Consider the following 16,613-nt stretch of genomic DNA (forward strand, 5'->3'; position numbering starts at 1 on the left):
TGGGACGGGGATTAAAAAATCATTAGGTACGCAATGATTTTTAAATCCCCGTCCCAGAAAAATCATTGTGGGAGAGGAGATGTTGATGAAGCCGTTGCTGTTGCACGCCTGCTGTGCGCCGTGCTCGCTGGAGCCGGTCCGCCTGCTGCGCGAGGAGGGGTTTGAGCCCACGATTTGCTGGACCAACCCCAATATTCAGCCGCGCGATGAATGGCAGCGCCGCTTGGACGAGCTGCGCCGGTGGTGTGCTGATGGCGACATCGAGCTCATTGAAGCAGGCGAGGACCGCGAGCGCTGGGAGGCCGGTGTGGCCCCGTTGGGCGCCGATCGACCCCGCCGCTGTCGTGTGTGCTATGCCTTGCGCTTGGCCGAGGCGTGCCGGGTTGCCGAGGAGCGTGGATTTGAATACGTGGGCACGACGCTCGCCGTCTCGCCGTATCAGTTGTTCGACACCTGCAATGATGTGTTGGGGCGTTTGGCTGCCGCCCGCGGGCTCACTCCGGTGATTCGCGATTTTCGCCCGTATTACCCCGAGGCGACACGCCGTTCGCGCGAGCTTGGCATGTATCGGCAAAACTACTGTGGTTGCCGATTCTCGGCCGTTGAAGCGGCCATGGACCGCGCCCGCATTCGCGACGAGCGCAAGGCTGCCAAAAAGTAGTTCATTTGGGACGTCAGCCTGCTAGGATGTAGAGCGGACTTTAACTATATAAGGAGTATCCGACGTGTCTATGCGTACCGATGATTTTGACTATAACCTTCCTGAGGAACTGATTGCCCAGGCGCCTGCCGAGCCGCGCGACTCCTGCCGCCTGTTGGTGGTGGATCGCAAGGGCTCCCGGGCGGGAACGCCGTTGGAGCACGGCGGTACCGTTGAGCACCGCATCTTCCGCGACATCATCGACTATATCGAGCCGGGCGACGTGCTCGTCATCAACAAGACGCGCGTGATGCCGGCCCGCCTGATCGGTCGCAAGGCCGGCTCGGGCGGCGTGGTCGAGACGCTGCTGCTCAAGCGCCGCGAGGATGTGGATCCGCTGGGTCACGTTTGGGAGTGCCTGGTCAAGCCGGGTAAGCGCCTGAAGCCCGGTGCTCAGATTGAGTATCGTGCGGGCGGCGCCCATGCGCCCGAGGGCGCGCCCGTGGTGCTGACGGCCGAGGTCGTCGACTTTGTTACCGATAGCCGCGGTGGCCGTCTGGTGCGCTTTGAGCCGGCCGGTTGCAATGCCGCCGGCGACCCGCGCACGCTCGACGAGGCCATCCACGCTGCCGGCCACGTGCCGCTGCCGCCCTACATTACCGATTACGAGGGCGATCCCGAGAAGTACCAGACCGTCTACGCCATGAAGGAGGAGCACTCGGCTGCCGCTCCTACGGCGGGTCTTCACTTTACTCCCGAGCTCATGGCCGCTATCGAGGCCAAGGGTGCGAAGTTTGCCGCCGTCGAGCTCGAGGTGGGTATCGATACCTTCCGTCTGGTGGAGGAGGACGACCCTACACAGCACGTGATGCACACCGAGCGCTACCACGTGTCGCAGGAGGTTGTCGACGCTGTGCATAAGGCGAAGGCCGAGGGCCATCGTGTGATCGCCGTCGGCACTACCGCAGTGCGCTCGCTCGAGAGCGCGTTTGACGCGGACGCGCCGGTGTCCGATCCGGCTGTGACGGCGCGCTATTTTGAGGGCCGCGAGGACGGGGCCGACACGCTCGGCCGCGGTGACATCGTGGTGCGCGAGAATGCGACGACGCAGCTCTACCTCATGCCCGGCTCGACCTATCACGTGGTTGACGCGCTGATCACGAACTTCCACGTGCCGCGCTCCACGCTCATGATGCTCGTAAGCGCGCTTGCCTCCCGCGACCAGATCATGGATGCCTACGCCGCCGCCATCGAGGAGCGCTACCGCTTCTTCAGCTTTGGCGACGCAATGCTCATTCAGTAGGTTACGGCGTTTTACAAACGCCGTAACCGGTCGACGCTGCGCGGGCCGCATTTGGACAATCTGACGTTCAACTTCAAGGGCGCGACCAGAAGGTCAGCGCCCTTTCGTTTCACGTCACCTTGTCTCAAATGCGACCCGCTCGCTGTCGTTGCCAAAACATCGGCGCTTCCGTTGTTGTCGCTGTAGTCATTGGGTAGTCATTGGGGACGTTCTTAAATGACTAGTCAAAGGGGACACTCTTACGGCACTTGGCACTTGGGGACGTTCCTTTTGTGCCGGCACCTGGGGACAGTCCTTATGTCAAGAGATCGGTGCAAGAGGGATAGGTTGCCTTGCGTCGATCTAAATAAGTTGCGGTGAGATAGTTCTTGAATTGGCCTTTTTGGGGCTAAACAGAAACTTTCTCACCGCAACTGAGTTGAGGCGTTTTTTGGCAGCTGGTTTACTTGCTTGCGAACAGCCAGATCAGGATGATTGCCAGAATCACGGCGACGATGCAGACGATGGCGCCAGTGAATTTGATGCGTGAGTCGCGGGTACGCTCGCGCACCGCGTCCTCGGTGGCCTCGAGCTGGGCGACTTCTTGCTCGGTCTCGGCGTGTTCGGCTTTGTCTCGGGCCAAGGATCCTGCAAGCGACTCAGTGATCTCTGGATGGTCATGCACCTCGGTCGCCTGCTCGATGATCGACTGTGCATGTGCGGCATCTGCTTGGGCGTTGGCGATGCTTTGCTCTTGGTCGCGGCGTGCCTTGTCCTCGGCGGCTATCTTCTCGCGCAGTTCGCGCTGGCGCGTCGTGGCGGCAGTTTTCGCCGTCTGCAGCTCGTCGCGCGCGGCATCGGCCTCAGTCGTCACGGCTTGGTGTGCGCGTTTGGCTTCGGCAATGGGGGCTTGAGCCTGCTCGACGGCCTGCTCGGCTGCGGCAAGCGAGTGCTCAAGGTCGGCGGTGATGCGCGGGACATCTTCTTCGGCTTTTCGCAGGGCATCTGCCGTGTCGGAGATCTGCATCGAGAGCTCGCTGGTGCGCACCGTATAGTTGGCGGGATTTGCCGAGGGATTGCGTTGCAGCTCGGCATACTCATGACGCAGCGTCTCGAGCTGGGCGCGCGTGGCGTCGACGGTTTGTTGTGCGGCCGCAATGCCGGCGTCTCGCTCGGCCTTCACCTTGTCGCGGATGCGCTTGGAATCCTCAAGACGTCGAACGAGGCGGTTGCCGGTCTCGCGAGAGCTTGCCTCGCGGGCCTCCACGGCGTCGAGCGCGGCCTTCAGGCGGAGCTCAGTCGCGTCATCCTCTGTCTTCATTTGTTCGAACTGACCCTTGAGCTCTGTCGCTTTGGCGGCGTGGGCATCACGGTCAATCTCGGCTGCCGCGGCGGCCTTTTGCGCTGTAGCAATCGCTTGGCGCTGGTCGGCGACGATCTGGTCGTAGCGGCCTGCGATATCCTGGCGCGTCTCGAGTTCCTCGGCCTGATCGGCAATGCGCTGCTCAAGTTCGGTCAGGTGGGCGCGGGCATCGGCAAGTGCCTTTTTCGCGGCGTTCATCTCGCGCATGGCCGAGGCGCCCTGGGCGATAAAGGTGCCCACGGCGTTCGCGGTGTTCGAGACAGCGGTCCCCAGATCGCGGCTCGCGGCGGGGGAGTGCGGGGCGGTCGGGCGAGTGGTGTCGGCAGCGTCCGCATCGGCAGTCTGCGGCGCGGCGATATTGCCGGTACCGCCCTCGACCACAGAAAAGCCTGCTGCGTGCGGATCGACCGCATCGGCGCCAATCGTGGGGTGCTCGAGCTGGAGAAACGAGGGCATGGTACTGCCCTGGTCGGCAACCGGAGTCTCGCCGGGCACAAAGGTCGAGGCCGCCTCGGCGGCCTCCTCTTCCTCGGCATCAATATCGGCATCGGCGACGGCGTCTTTCATCGCTTTGACGGCATCCATCATGGAGTCCATGACGGCATCGAGCTCTTCTTCCGAAGACACCTCGATGGGGCCTGCCGCCTGTGGCGCGGGGTCTGTGTCGGGTTCGGCATCGCTCGGCTCCGGCTGCTCGCTTTCGTCATGCTCGACAGTATCGTCTGTGTCTGTTGCCTTGTCCGCATCGGCGTGCGCATCTGCGGTGGCGGGCGCATCGGTGGAGGCGTCGATGCAGGTGGGAGTATCGCAGTCGTCGACGGCGTCTGCGGAATGATCAATATGCTGTTGAGTCTGGGGATCCAGCTCGTCTGTCATAGGCATGTGCTCCTCATCGTTGTTTGTCACCCTATGATAAAGTCTCGCGTCGACATCCCGCGCGCTGCAGCAAAGTTTCAAAACGTGTTCGATGGCTCGATCTGATAACAATAACTCGGCCGCTTTATCCGGTTTGTACTTGACAATCCCTTCGCCGAACGACGTGGTGCCGTTCGCCTGCTGCGGTCTTTATTTTTCACTTGAACCCGCTAAAGTTGCATTTCAGCTTTTGGCGCGTGAAGTTGGATACGCGCAGTCGGCGGGCGTGCCCGTCGCGATTTGAAAGGACTTTGTATGGGACTTTTCACTGGTAAGACCGTGATCGTCACCGGCGGCGGCAAGGCCACGCTTAAGGACGGCTCCGCTGGCTCCATCGGCTACGGCATCGATATCGCTTTTGCCAAGGAGGGCGCAAACCTCGTCATCACCGGCCGCAACGTCGCCAAGCTCGAGGCCGCCAAGGAGTCTCTCGAGGCCGAGTACGGTGTCAAGGTTCTGCCTGTTCAGGCCGATGTCTCGGCTGGTCAGGACAACGAGGCCGTCGTCCAGAACGTCATCGACAAGGCCATTGAGGAGTTCGGCCGCATCGACGCCGTCGTCAACAATGCTCAGGCTAGCGCCTCGGGCGTGACCATCGCCGATCACACCATGGATCAGTTTAACCTGGCCATTTACTCCGGTCTGTATGCTACCTATCTGTACATGCAGAAGGCCTATCCGCACCTGAAGGAGACCAAGGGCTCCGTGGTCAACTTTGCCTCGGGCGCCGGCCTGTTTGGCAACTATGGCCAGTGCAGCTATGCTGCCGCCAAGGAGGGCATCCGCGGCCTGACCCGCGTTGCCGCCAACGAGTGGGGCAAGGACGGCATCAACGTCAACATCGTGTGCCCGCTTGCTTGGACCGCTGCGCTCGAGAACTTCCAGGATGCCTATCCCGAGGCGTTCAAGGCCAACGTCCACATGCCGCCGGCTGGTCACTACGGCGACGTCGAGAAGGAAATCGGCCGCGTGGTCGTTCAGCTCTGCGGTCCCGACTTTAAGTACATGAACGGCGAGACCGTCACCCTCGAGGGTGGCATGGGCCAGCGGCCGTAGGGGTTACGTCTCAGGTTCCGCCGTTCTAACGAACGGCGGACCAGCCGACGCTGCGCGGTCACCAGAGCGACAGCTTGTCATTCAAAGAGGACGGCATGACCAGAAGGTCTATGCCGTCCTCTTTTCATGCCAATTTGTTCGCTCTGGCGACCGCTCGCTGACGTTGTCAGAGCATCGGCGTTGCCTTGGCCGTTGGAAATAATCCCAGATGTAGTCGTTGGGGACGTTCTTAAATGACTAGTCGAAAGGGACGCTCTTGCCGGCACCTGGGGACGGTCCCTAAGTGCCGGCAGATTGGGACACTTCTTTGCAAGATGGCGCTGAAGATTGTCCCCGACGACTAGTCGTTTAATGCATCAGTTTCTGTCGAGTCGGTGCTTCTTGCGGGTTGCCCGTATAATGGTTTGCGTATGAACCGCAACCAAGGAGTTCCAGTTTATGGACCAGAGCCTCTTTAAATTCGATCTGATCGCCGAGGACCCGACGACGCATGCGCGCGCCGGCGTGCTGCACACCCCGCATGGCGACATCGAGACGCCGATCTTTATGCCCGTGGGCACCAAGGCAAACGTCAAGGGCATCCCCACCGAGACCGTCAAGCAGCTCGGCGCGCAGATCGTGCTCGCCAATACCTACCACCTGTCCATGCGTCCCGGCGAGGACACCATCGCCGAGCTGGGCGGACTGCACAAGTTTATGAACTGGCATGGCCCCATCCTCACCGACTCGGGCGGCTTCCAGGTCTTCAGCCACAACGACGCCGTCAAGCTCACCGACGAGGGCGTGCGTTTTATTGTCAACGACTACGACGGTCGCCATGTGTTCTGGACGCCCGAGGACAACATGGAAATCGCCATGAAGCTCGGCTCCGATATCTGCATGCAGCTCGACCAGTGCCCGGGCTATCCCGCCACGCGCGCCTACGTTGAGCGCGCCGTTGAGCTGTCGAGCATGTGGGCCGAGCGCTGCTATAAGGCGCATGCCCGCGATGACCAGGCGCTCTTTGGCATCGTTCAGGGCGGCATGCACCTGGATCTGCGCCTGCGTTCGCTGCGCCATCTGGAGGAGTGCGGCGACTTCCCGGGCTATGGTATCGGTGGCTATTCGGTGGGCGAGGATCACGAGACCATGTTCGAGACCCTGGCGCCGCTCGTGAGCGAGTACATGCCCAAGCATAAGCCGCGCTACCTGATGGGTGTCGGCAACCCCACCACGCTCGTGCGCGGCGTGGGCGTGGGCATCGACATGTTCGACTGTGTGCTGCCGACGCGCACCGGTCGCATGGGTACGGCGTTCTCCAGTGAAGGTCGCCTTAACTTCCGTAACGCGCGCTTTGCGCACGACGACGGCCCCATCGACCCCACCTGCACCTGCCCGGTGTGCACGGGCGGCTACAGCCGCGCGCTCATCCGTCACATGGTCACGCAGAAGGAGATGCTCGGCGGTATTCTGCTGTCGATGCACAACATCTACTACCTGCTCAGCCTGATGCAGCGCGCCCGCCAGGCCATTATCGAGGGTCGTTACGGCGCGTTCGTGAGTGACTGGATGAACAGCCCTGCGGCGGTGGATTACTAAGAGCGACAGACACACTTGCAGAGCGTGGGCACGGCAATGGTCGAGCGCCAGCCGGTCGTCACATTCGCTGACACCGGTTGCGCGACCGCTGACCGATAGCTTGCAAGTGCTTGATGCATCGTGGGTACCATACCGAATAGTTGATGTTCGGGCGGGTGTTTGACGCATGGCGTCGACCCCGCCCGCTTTTCTTTTTCTCGATAGGAGTACCCATGATTAAGAATGAGAATGTCGAGGGCGAGCCTGCCTACGACGAGACGTACCGCCGCGGCCCCGTGGTCATGCGCGGCCCCATGATTCCTAAGGACAACACCTACGCCAACCTGCTGGCGCCCGAGGAGTCGACTGACTGGCTGCACACCGACCCCTGGCGCGTGCTGCGAATTCAGGCAGAGTTTGTCGATGGCTTTGGCGCACTTGCCGAGCTTGGACCTGCGGTGACCATCTTCGGTAGCGCCCGCACGCCCAAGACCGATCCGCTCTACAAGGCGGCGCGCACCGTCGGCCGCAAGATCGCGCAGCGCGGCGTGGCGGTTATCACCGGCGGCGGCCCTGGCATCATGGAAGCGGCCAACAGGGGAGCGGCGAGCGCCAACGGCAAGTCGGTCGGCTTGGGTATCGAACTGCCGCACGAGCAGGGGCTCAACAAATACGTGAACCTAGGTATGGACTTCCGCTACTTCTTTGTGCGCAAGACCATGTTCGTTAAGTACAGCTCGGGTGCCATCGTATTTCCCGGCGGCTTTGGTACGCTCGACGAGATGTTCGAGGTTCTCACGCTGGTGCAGACGCACAAGGTCAAGCGTATGCCGCTCGTGCTGGTGGGCAGCGAGTACTGGCAGGGCCTGTTCGACTGGCTCAATGGCCCGGTGATGAGCGCCGGTATGATCAGTCCGCTCGATCCGGATCTGGTACACATTACCGACGACCTCAACGAGGCCGTTGACATTGCCCTAAGTGGGCTGATGTAGGGCGAGCGTGCCCACCGCGACATGGATATGTATGGCAATCTGATGCTATCTAACGTCAGTTTGCCATCTAAACTGGGTATACTGATGTAAAAGATGAGGCGAGGAGGTCGCGTATGTCTACTGCAACGGTTAAGCCCACGACGGTTCGCATCGAAGAGGGGCTCAAGGAACAGGCGACTGAGTTCTTGGACTCAGTTGGCTTGAGTCTCAATTCGTATCTCAACCTTGCTGTTCGGCAGCTGGTAAATCAGCGAAAGATTCCTTTTGAGATTGTAGGAAGGGCGGAGGTGCCCAATGAGGCGACGAGGCGTGCCATGGTAATCGCCGAGGCTCATGAGTTGGGGATTTTGCCGGACGATAGCCCGTCATTCAACGACGCTGATGAGCTTATGTCATTTCTTGATGAGGAATAGCGATGTTCGAGATCAAAGTCGAGGCTCAATTTAAGGCGGACTACAAACGAACGATGCGCATGCATCCGCAGCTAAAGAGTGAGTTTAAAGCGGCGGTTGCAGAGCTTGTGGCTCATGGGTCGCTTCCGGCGGAGTACGGCGCCCACGAGCTCTCAAACCCGGGCGGCAATTACAACGGCCACATCGATTTCCACCTATCCGATGGCTTGGTCGATGTGGTCGTTCTGTACTTGCCGCATAAGACTAATCCTGTGATCCGACTGGTCAGAATGGGCTCGCATCAAGAACTGTTCCAGGGCCCACTGAGCTAGCCACTCGCTTTTAACTTGCGGTGGAATAGGGACTGATTGGCGGCTGATACGCCAAAAAACAGTCCCTATTCCACCGCAAGTGGTGGGGATGTCCTGCCTGTTGACGTGGCATCTGGCTTTCCCTTGTGGTTGATTTCGTCTAAGAGCTCCGCTGCGATCTCGCTGTTTTTGAACCTGATGCTGCAGTCTTCTTTCTTGGGGAAAGCTAGTAGCGGGATCGTTCCGTACCAGATAGTTTCTTCGTCAATTATCGCTGCACACAAACGTCCTTCTGCTCTAATGGCATGCTCGACGTTCATTTCTGCCAAAGTCTCGCTTGCATCTTCGCGCGGAGTCGAGGCAATGAAAAACTCAAGAGCAATCCCTCGGGCAGTGGCACCTTTGATTGCATCGCCGAGCTTTGCGAGGCAGGCGGCGGATGCGTAGGGCGCGGCAATGAAGATGCTCTTGGCGGCGCCAACGATGTCTTCAACCAGAGTCTCTACGGCATTAGCCGGTTCTATGAGAATGTTTTGATCGGACTGCTCGCTGCCTCCGGTCACGTAGACTTCGTACCCGAGCTTGGCGTAGGTCTTGAGTCTCTTCTGGTACATGCGGGCGAGCATGGGTATAGATAAATCAACGTAGTCGAATATCTCAACCCGTCGCTTGCCCTCGTGGCTTCTATGGAGCCTGCCCGCCTGCTGCGTGATGCTGCCGTCCCACGATATCGGCGTGGCAATGAGTAGAGTGTCAAGGTAGGACAGATCGAAGCCCTCGCCCAAAAGGCTTTCGGTGGCGACGATGATTCGATGTTCATGCTCGAAGCGGGGAAGACTGCTCAGTATCGTTTTTCTTTCTTTGGCGTCGATTTCCCCGGTCAGGAGAACGGGTTCGTGTCCTTGGTTTTTGAGCATCCCGAACAGCTCCTCGGCATGCTTTTTCCTATTAGTCAGCACGAGCGGATGCCGGCCGTTTGACGCAGCTTCAATAGCGTCGTTGACAATCAATTCGTTTCTAGCTGCATGCGTGCACAGCAGGTCGAGAATCTGATTGAAGTTTGCACCTGGCTCGTAGGCGGGTAGTCGAATTCCAGTAAAACGAGGCCGTACGATGCGCTGGATGCCCTGCTGAATCGCTTGCGCTTTTGGATCGATAACATAACGGAGCGGGCCGCAGAGCATGGAGAGCGCCCGCGTAAGGCCGTCGGATCGTTCGGGCGTCGCAGAAAGGCCGTATACGTATTTGGCCGGGGCGGACTTGAGAATAAGCTCGAGCTGTGGTGCGGCGGCATGGTGGCATTCGTCGCAGATAATGAGGCCGTAATTACGAACAAGGCCCTTAACTATCGGCTCTCCGGTTTGGCGGTCTTTGCCAGATAACGACTGGAATGAAGCGATGTCGACGAGGCCGCTTACGGCCATTTTGCCTCCTCCTATTTGTCCGATGACCGGAGGCTGCCTTTTGCTGATTCGTCCTTTTGGGGTTCGGACGGGCTCCCTGTTGTCCGTAATGTCGATAAATCGCTCGAGCTGGGATTTCCATTGGGTTATGAGTGCGGTTTTGGGAACGATGACGAGCGTTGGAAGACCAATGGATGCAATAAGATAAGCTCCGATGACTGTTTTACCGAAGCCTGTCGGCGCGGACATGATTCCGTCTTCGTATATGAGCATCTGATCAGCGGCGATTTGCTGCTCAGGGCGAAGGACTCCTTTAAATGCCATAACAATCGGATTACCCGATTTGCGCTCGTCTGAATAGTGGGCGGTAACGCCGGTCTCTTGAACTAGCTGCTCAAGTTGAGTTTTGCAGCCCCGGGGAATTGCAACATGACCATCTCTCAGTTCGCTAAGGTCTATGAGTCGCGGTTTGCCGAATACTGATTGATGCATGGACTGCGCGCGATAGAATGCCGGATTGGCAAATGTCGCAAGTCCGCGGATTTCCATTTGAGCTGCTGGACTCAGAGACTTCTCGGGGATGTACAGCATATCGGCTTGAATAACGGGCAGCGATGAGGGAAAGTCCCGCGATGTGAGTGGTAGTCGCTTTCGTGGTCTTTGGGCATGCCGTTTGCCCTTGTTTGCCACTGTAGTTGTTGCTGGTCCGTGCGGGTTGTTTCCAGGGGCCCCAATCAGATCTTGCACCGTCGAGCGCGGAATCAGCTGGACTTGTGATAGATAGAGCCATTGGTCGGGAAAGGGCTTGAATTGTTCGTCTACAAATACACTGTTTCCTTCACGTTGCGCCTTGCCTTGAAAGGGGAGTGCGATGAGGTTTCCGAAGCCTCCATCGGGAATAGTGGCCTGAGCGGGTAGCATTCGATCAAAGGCCTCGAACGTGATTGTCTTATTATGCGCCGCAGCTTCGGTTATGAGGCAACTTCCAAACTCTCGGGCAGCCTTTGCGCTGATTGGCTCGAGGAAGAAAAACCAGATGTGGGCGCCGTTGCCGGACCTTGAGCGCTCAACGGCGGCGTTAATGCCCCGTCGTATTGCAACAAGCCGTACGGCATTTGTTGCCTCTTTCCAGTCCGCTTTGTCAAAATCGATGACGAGAACTTTCGTGTTGCAGTTCCTATCGAGAACATATTGCCCGAGGACATCGCGGAACCGGTCATCGTTGCCTTTAAAGTGAGCAATGATTGCGGCATCGCTTAATTCCGGGAAGACGCGATTGCTGCATTCTACGCATTTAACTCTTTGATGGGCTGCTTTGGGGCAAATTCCTGGCTCCCACTCATTAGCACAAGCAGGCGTATAGCCAATGCCCCCGTCCTTTCTGCGATATCCATGAGCGTAAACATCTTTGCGCCCGGTAAAGAGACTGCGAAAGAGCTCGAGTTTATCGCGTGCTGGGCTCGCGCTGGTGACGATGCCCTCGATTTGCGCTCGTTCATCGAACAAAGCGCCAGCTTCTTCCCACTCTTCTAGCGTTGCGTAGCGTACGTCTGAACCGTTGTTGCAAATGACGATTTGTCGGTGTTGGTCCGATATATGTGTGATCGTCTGATCGTATTTAAATTGTGCGGTCCCAAAGAGGGCGTATTGATGCATGGCGTTGCCCATTTGAATGCCGTCCTTGTATTGGAGTTGTTGAGACGAGGGTACGGCATTACGGCTTTTTGGGATATGTAATTTCGATTCAAGTTTGCTAATGGCAAGGGATTATTCTGCGAGCGGCTTTCGGTCGATGCCAAGGCGCGCGACGGCCCTTGATAATCAGGGTTTGCGGTCATATAGGTAGCCGGAGGCGTAAAGAGCGGACCTCATTCAGACCCGGTGGGCAAAAAATGGCAAATATGAGTACTGTTGCTCGGTTAGTCTCATATCATTTGAGAAGTATCTAAGACCAATTGACTGAGTTTTAGTATATTCACCCCTCTAAACACGACGATTCGGGGCTTTATGGAGCTTGAAATCGGTGGAAGCGGGCAATTTCAGCGACATTTTGCTGTTACTAAATTTATGACAGTACTCATATTTGCCATTTTTTGCCCACCGGGTACCGCTAGGGGCTAGTCGAAGCTCCCCCAAACAGCTGGGAATGCGCCGATCGTCAGCATATCTTGTATATGGATGGCTCAGCAAAAGAAGTTGCGGTGGAATGGGGATTGATTTGCGGCTGATAAGCCAAAAACAGTCCCTATTTCACCGCAACTGATGTGGGTGTCCCTAGCGAGTTGGCTGGTAGCGGGGGCAGTAGCTGATGGCGATGGCGTCGACGCCTACGTGGGTGGCGATGGTGCAGCCGATGGGGCCGGTGCCGGCGTCTACGTAGTCCTGGCCTGCGAGCGCTTGGTTGACGAGCTCCTGCTCCTCGGCAGCGCCGGTCGTGAGCACGCGCACGCTGGAGCCCGGATGCTCGGTCAAAAATGCGAGGCAATCGGCCATGGTGTTGGCGACGATGCGCTTGGCGCCGCGGCCCTTTTTGATGGCCTTGATCTCGCCCGATTTCCATTCCGGCGAAACGGCCAGGCGAATGTTGAGCATCTGCGTCAGCTGGCCGGCGAGTTTGGGCGCGCGGCCGTTCTTAACGAGGTTTTCGAGCGTGCGGGGAATCAGCAGCAGGTGGGCGTCGGACAGCGTCGCGCGGATCTGCGTCTCGGTCTCGTCCAGGCTGCGGCCGTCCTCGCGCATGGCGAGCGCGTACTCCACCAGCAGGCCCTCGGCGCCCGAGCCGGTGCGCGAATCGATGCAGCGCACGTCGAGCTCGTGGGTATCGGCTGTCAGGCTGGCGTTGGCATAGCAGGCGGACCACTCGCTGCACAGCGAGATAAAGATGGCGCTGTCGTGGCCGTCAGCGAGCACGCGATCAAAGAGCGCCTTGAACTCACCGGCGCTCGGCTGCGAGGTGTGCGGTAGCTGCTCGGAGCCTGCCATGCGGGCGACGTACTCCTCGGCGGTGATCTGCACCTGGTCGAGCAGGTCCTCGCCTTCGATAATCACATGCAGTGGAATCACGTAAATGCCGAGCTCTTGGGCGCGGGCGGGGGAGATGTCCGACGTGGAGTCGGTTATGATGGCAAAAGACATAATTGCACCTTTCGTTGGGGCGTTTGCGCGCCGCCTTCTGAGAGCAAAGTGCGACAAGTATAGTAGAGTCGTTCCACATTACTAGGTTCAATTGTTGAATAGTCAACAGTTTGAAGTGTCGGTGTGGAAATCGTCAACTGGGGAAGAGGAATGCCGATGGAGGCACTGGAGATATGCAGGCGGCCGGTCGTGTTGTTTGATTTCGATGGCACGGTGGCCGATACGGGCCGGGCGGTGATGACCTCGACGCGCAAGACGCTGGCTGCGCGCGGGTTTTCGGAGGCGCAGATGGGTGACCTGCGCCGCATGATCGGGCCGCCCCTGTGGAAGAGCTTCCACGACTTTTACGGCTTCTCGCGCGAGGAATCGCTTGTGGTGGCCGACGAGTACCGTGCCTTTTTTGATGAGCTGGGACCGGAGGAATATCCCATGTTCGACGGGATCCCCGAACTGCTGGATGGCCTTGTCGCGCAGGGGCATCGCTTGGCCGTGGCAACGTCACGCATGGAGGCGAAGTGTATCGACATGGTGGGAGAGCTGGGACTTTCTCAGTTTGAGGCGGTGGTTGGCATGAATCCGCCGCAGGGGCGCGAGACCAAGGCCGATTCGGTCCGCGATGCCCTGGCAGAGCTCGGTGCGACGGCGGGCGATGCCGTGATGATCGGCGATCGCTTTAACGACGTCGAGGGCGCGCACGCGATGAGCGTGCCGTGCATTGGTATCTATTCGGGCGCGGCGGCGCCGGGCGAGCACGAGGCGGCGGGTGCCGATGCAGTGGTGCACTCGGTGGCCGAGCTTGCTAAACTTTTCGCTATCTAATAGACGTAATGTGAGGGGCGGGCGTACCCGTCGCTCATTGGTAAGGAGGTCGTCCATGAATCAGGTGGAGCAGAGCGTTACCGAGTATGTCGACGAGGTCTGGGAGGACGTCGTCGCCGATATCGAGCAGCTGGTGAGTTATCCGTCCGTAGCCGTTGCTGCCGATGCGGAGCCTAGCGCGCCGTTTGGCCGCCCGGTTCGTGATGCGCTCGATTGCGCGCTCGGCATTGCGCAAAAGCTCGGCTACCAGACGAGCGACGACGAGGGCTATGTGGGCATTGCCGATATCCCGGGTCGCGGCGACAAGCAGCTCGCGACCATCTGCCACGTGGACGTGGTGCCCGCCGGCCCCGGCTGGAACACCGACCCGTTTGCGATGGAGCGTCGCGAGGGCTGGCTGCTCGGCCGTGGCGTGATTGATGACAAGGGTCCGGCGGTGTTGTCGCTCTACGCCGGTGCCTACCTGTTCAAGCACGGCATTGTGCCGCGCTATACCTTCCGCGCGCTGCTGGGCTGCGATGAGGAAGTGGGCATGTCCGACGTTCACCATTATCTGGAAAATCACGCAGACCCCGACTTTTTGTTTACGCCCGATGCCGAGTTCCCGGTCTGCAATGCCGAGAAGGGCCAGTTTGGGGCGACGTTCGTGAGCCCCAAGATCGACGGCGGGCGCATCGTGTCGTGGAGCGGCTCCGAGGCGAGCAATGCCATTCCGTCGCAGTCCATCTGCGAGCTCGCGATTGCCGCCGATGAGCTGCCGGCGCCGGTCGAGAGCGCCGATCGTCTGGAGATCACGGCGCTTGATAATGGCCATGCGCAGATTTTCGCCCACGGTATCGGTGGCCATGCTTCGATGCCCGAGGGAACGATCAATGCCGTCGGCCTGATCGTGTCGTATCTGCGCGAGGCCGAGGACGCGTTTGGTGCACGCGACGAGCGCCTGCTGACGCCTGCCGAGCATGAGTTCGTCAAGTTCCTGGCCTTTGTGCATGCGGATGCCTATGGCCGCGGCCTGGGTATCGATGCGACGAGTCCGGCGTTTGGCCCGCTTACCTGCAACGCTGGCGTCATCCGCGTGGCGGATGGCCATATTGAGCAGGTCATCGACGTGCGCTTCCCCGACAGCACGAGTGCCGATACCATCCGCGAGCAGCTCGACCCGCTCGTGGGCCGTTTTGGCGTGACGTGTCAGCTGGGTCGCGCTAAGGTGCCGTTTTCGGTGTCTGCCGACGATCCGGCCGTGAAGGCGCTTATTGATACCTATAACGAGTTTACGGGCAAGCATGCTGAACCCTTTGCCATGGGCGGCGGCACGTACGCGCGCAACTTTGCCCGCGCCGTCTCGTTTGGCCCCGAGGAGACCGGCCTGGAGCTGCCCTCGTGGGGCGGCCAGATGCACGGCCCCAACGAGTGCGCCAACGAGGAACAGCTCAAGCAGGCGCTCAAGATCTATATTGTTGCGATCCTCCGTTTGAATGAATTAGAGCTTTAAGGTCTCGCGGTTTCCCAATCTAAGTTGCGGTGGAATAGTTCCTAGAATGGGCCATTTGATGGCCAAGCAGGAACTATTTCACCGCAACTTTGTTTTTATTGGTGTAAAAGGCGCGCCACGCTAAATGCCGGGTTTGTTATTCGTTTGTAAAGGCCGTGCTGCGCTTGCGGTAAGGGTCTATCAAATGACCGTAAGAAACCGCAGTTGGCGCTGGTGCTGCCCGATCGGGGCCGTATCTTTCCAAACAGCAAAGCGGGCAGGGTGCCCGCGAATCGCATGTATGAAAGGAAGATCATGCTCGATCAGGCTTATTCTCGTCGTCAGTTCCTCGGCCTCGCTGGTGGTCTTGCCAGCATCGTCGGTCTCGGTCTCGTTGGGTGCGGCGGCTCCGGCGCATCCGATGCCGCCGACAAGGGTAGCGCCGCTGCTGCCGAGTCCGTCTCCGGCGAGGTGACCTACGACGGTGCCTCTTCGTTCCAGGCTCTCGTCGAGGCCGCTGCCGAGAAGTTCATGGACGCCAACCCCGATGTCTCCGTCTCCGGCTCGGGTAACGGTTCGGGCAAGGGCCTGACCGCTGTCGCCGCCGGCACCGTCACCATCGGCAACTCCGACGTCTTCGCCGAGACCAAGCTTGGGGCCGATCAAGTCAAGAACCTCGTCGACCACGAGGTCGCCGTCGTGGGCATGGGCCCCGTCGTCTCCAAGAACGTCAAGGTCGACGACCTGTCCCTCGAGCAGCTCAAGGGTATCTTCTCCGGTCAGATTACCAACTGGAAGGAGGTCGGCGGCGACGACGCCACCATCGTCGTCCTCAACCGCAAGGCCGGCTCCGGTACCCGCGCCACCTTCGAGGCCGCCGTCTTTGGCGACGAGACCGTCGACTTTAAGGGCGACGCCGAGCTCGACAAGTCCGGCGACGTCCAGACTCAGATGGGCAGCACCGATAACGCCATCTCCTACCTCGACTTCTCGCACTTCGATGACTCCAAGTTCAACGCCATCAAGGTCGAGGGCGTCGAGCCCAAGAGCAAGAATGTCACTGATGACTCCTTCAAGATCTGGGCTACCGAGCACATGTACTGCTCCAAGGACGCCGACGAGGCCACCAAGGCCTTCCTGGAGTTCATGCTTTCCGACGACGTCCAGGGCAAGCTCGTCGAGGAGCAGGGCTTCATCCCCGTCTCTGCCATGAAGGTCGTCAAGGACGCCAGCGGCAAAGTCTCTGCTAAATAAGTAATCGCCCCGGAAAGGTTTGC

General features: G+C 59.3%; 13 protein-coding genes. 10 read left to right on the top strand and 3 right to left on the bottom strand.

The window, feature by feature from the left end; all coding sequences use genetic code 11:
* Nucleotides 1–85 precede the first annotated feature (85 nt).
* Both I2D57_RS05465 and queA read left to right on the top strand, forming a co-directional pair.
* Nucleotides 86–661, top strand: a complete 576-nt coding sequence (locus tag I2D57_RS05465; protein WP_195361758.1) for an epoxyqueuosine reductase QueH — start codon at nucleotides 86–88, stop codon at nucleotides 659–661.
* A gap of 70 nt (nucleotides 662–731) precedes the next feature.
* A complete protein-coding gene (gene queA / locus I2D57_RS05470) occupies nucleotides 732–1,943 on the top strand; it encodes a tRNA preQ1(34) S-adenosylmethionine ribosyltransferase-isomerase QueA (protein WP_195361782.1) in 1,212 nt (403 codons plus the stop codon).
* 442 nt (nucleotides 1,944–2,385) lie between these two features.
* Here the strand turns inward: queA and I2D57_RS05475 are convergent, their stop codons facing one another.
* Nucleotides 2,386–4,161: a coiled-coil domain-containing protein gene (locus I2D57_RS05475; RefSeq protein WP_195361759.1), complete on the bottom strand. Its 1,776-nt coding sequence runs from the start codon at nucleotides 4,159–4,161 to the stop codon at nucleotides 2,386–2,388.
* A gap of 294 nt (nucleotides 4,162–4,455) precedes the next feature.
* Between I2D57_RS05475 and I2D57_RS05480 the strand changes: the two genes are divergently transcribed.
* The 5 genes from I2D57_RS05480 to I2D57_RS05500 all read left to right on the top strand — a co-directional run bounded on the left by I2D57_RS05480 (nucleotide 4,456) and on the right by I2D57_RS05500 (nucleotide 8,529).
* Nucleotides 4,456–5,256 carry an SDR family NAD(P)-dependent oxidoreductase gene (locus I2D57_RS05480; protein WP_006235414.1) on the top strand — a complete coding sequence of 267 codons (801 nt, stop codon included), beginning with the start codon at nucleotides 4,456–4,458 and terminating at the stop codon, nucleotides 5,254–5,256.
* Nucleotides 5,257–5,694: 438 nt separating this feature from the next.
* Nucleotides 5,695–6,834: a tRNA guanosine(34) transglycosylase Tgt gene (gene tgt, locus I2D57_RS05485; RefSeq protein WP_195361760.1), complete on the top strand. Its 1,140-nt coding sequence runs from the start codon at nucleotides 5,695–5,697 to the stop codon at nucleotides 6,832–6,834.
* Nucleotides 6,835–7,046: 212 nt separating this feature from the next.
* The gene (locus tag I2D57_RS05490) at nucleotides 7,047–7,805 is read left to right on the top strand and encodes an LOG family protein (RefSeq protein WP_195361761.1); all 759 of its coding nucleotides are present in this window, start codon (nucleotides 7,047–7,049) and stop codon (nucleotides 7,803–7,805) included.
* 113 nt (nucleotides 7,806–7,918) lie between these two features.
* Nucleotides 7,919–8,218 (top strand): type II toxin-antitoxin system RelB/DinJ family antitoxin, encoded by a 300-nt coding sequence (locus tag I2D57_RS05495; RefSeq protein WP_195361762.1) that lies wholly within the window; start codon nucleotides 7,919–7,921, stop codon nucleotides 8,216–8,218.
* A gap of 2 nt (nucleotides 8,219–8,220) precedes the next feature.
* On the top strand, nucleotides 8,221–8,529 hold the full coding sequence (locus I2D57_RS05500) for a type II toxin-antitoxin system RelE/ParE family toxin (protein ID WP_195361763.1): 309 nt from the start codon (nucleotides 8,221–8,223) through the stop codon (nucleotides 8,527–8,529).
* A 65-nt stretch (nucleotides 8,530–8,594) separates the two neighbouring features.
* Here the strand turns inward: I2D57_RS05500 and I2D57_RS05505 are convergent, their stop codons facing one another.
* On the bottom strand, nucleotides 8,595–11,579 hold the full coding sequence (locus I2D57_RS05505) for a TOTE conflict system archaeo-eukaryotic primase domain-containing protein (protein ID WP_195361764.1): 2,985 nt from the start codon (nucleotides 11,577–11,579) through the stop codon (nucleotides 8,595–8,597).
* A gap of 606 nt (nucleotides 11,580–12,185) precedes the next feature.
* A complete protein-coding gene (locus tag I2D57_RS05510; protein ID WP_195361765.1) occupies nucleotides 12,186–13,046 on the bottom strand; it encodes a DegV family protein in 861 nt (286 codons plus the stop codon).
* Nucleotides 13,047–13,202: 156 nt separating this feature from the next.
* Between I2D57_RS05510 and I2D57_RS05515 the strand changes: the two genes are divergently transcribed.
* From I2D57_RS05515 to I2D57_RS05525, 3 genes are all read left to right on the top strand, one after another.
* On the top strand, nucleotides 13,203–13,865 hold the full coding sequence (locus tag I2D57_RS05515; RefSeq protein WP_229055644.1) for an HAD hydrolase-like protein: 663 nt from the start codon (nucleotides 13,203–13,205) through the stop codon (nucleotides 13,863–13,865).
* Between the two features lie 55 nt (nucleotides 13,866–13,920).
* Nucleotides 13,921–15,357, top strand: coding sequence for a M20 family metallopeptidase (locus tag I2D57_RS05520; protein ID WP_195361766.1), 1,437 nt, complete (start codon nucleotides 13,921–13,923; stop codon nucleotides 15,355–15,357).
* Between the two features lie 294 nt (nucleotides 15,358–15,651).
* Nucleotides 15,652–16,590 carry a phosphate ABC transporter substrate-binding protein gene (locus tag I2D57_RS05525; protein WP_195361784.1) on the top strand — a complete coding sequence of 313 codons (939 nt, stop codon included), beginning with the start codon at nucleotides 15,652–15,654 and terminating at the stop codon, nucleotides 16,588–16,590.
* Nucleotides 16,591–16,613: the final 23 nt, after the last annotated feature.

The sequence above is a fragment of the Collinsella aerofaciens genome (genome assembly GCF_015553355.1).
Taxonomy (GTDB): domain Bacteria; phylum Actinomycetota; class Coriobacteriia; order Coriobacteriales; family Coriobacteriaceae; genus Collinsella; species Collinsella aerofaciens_V.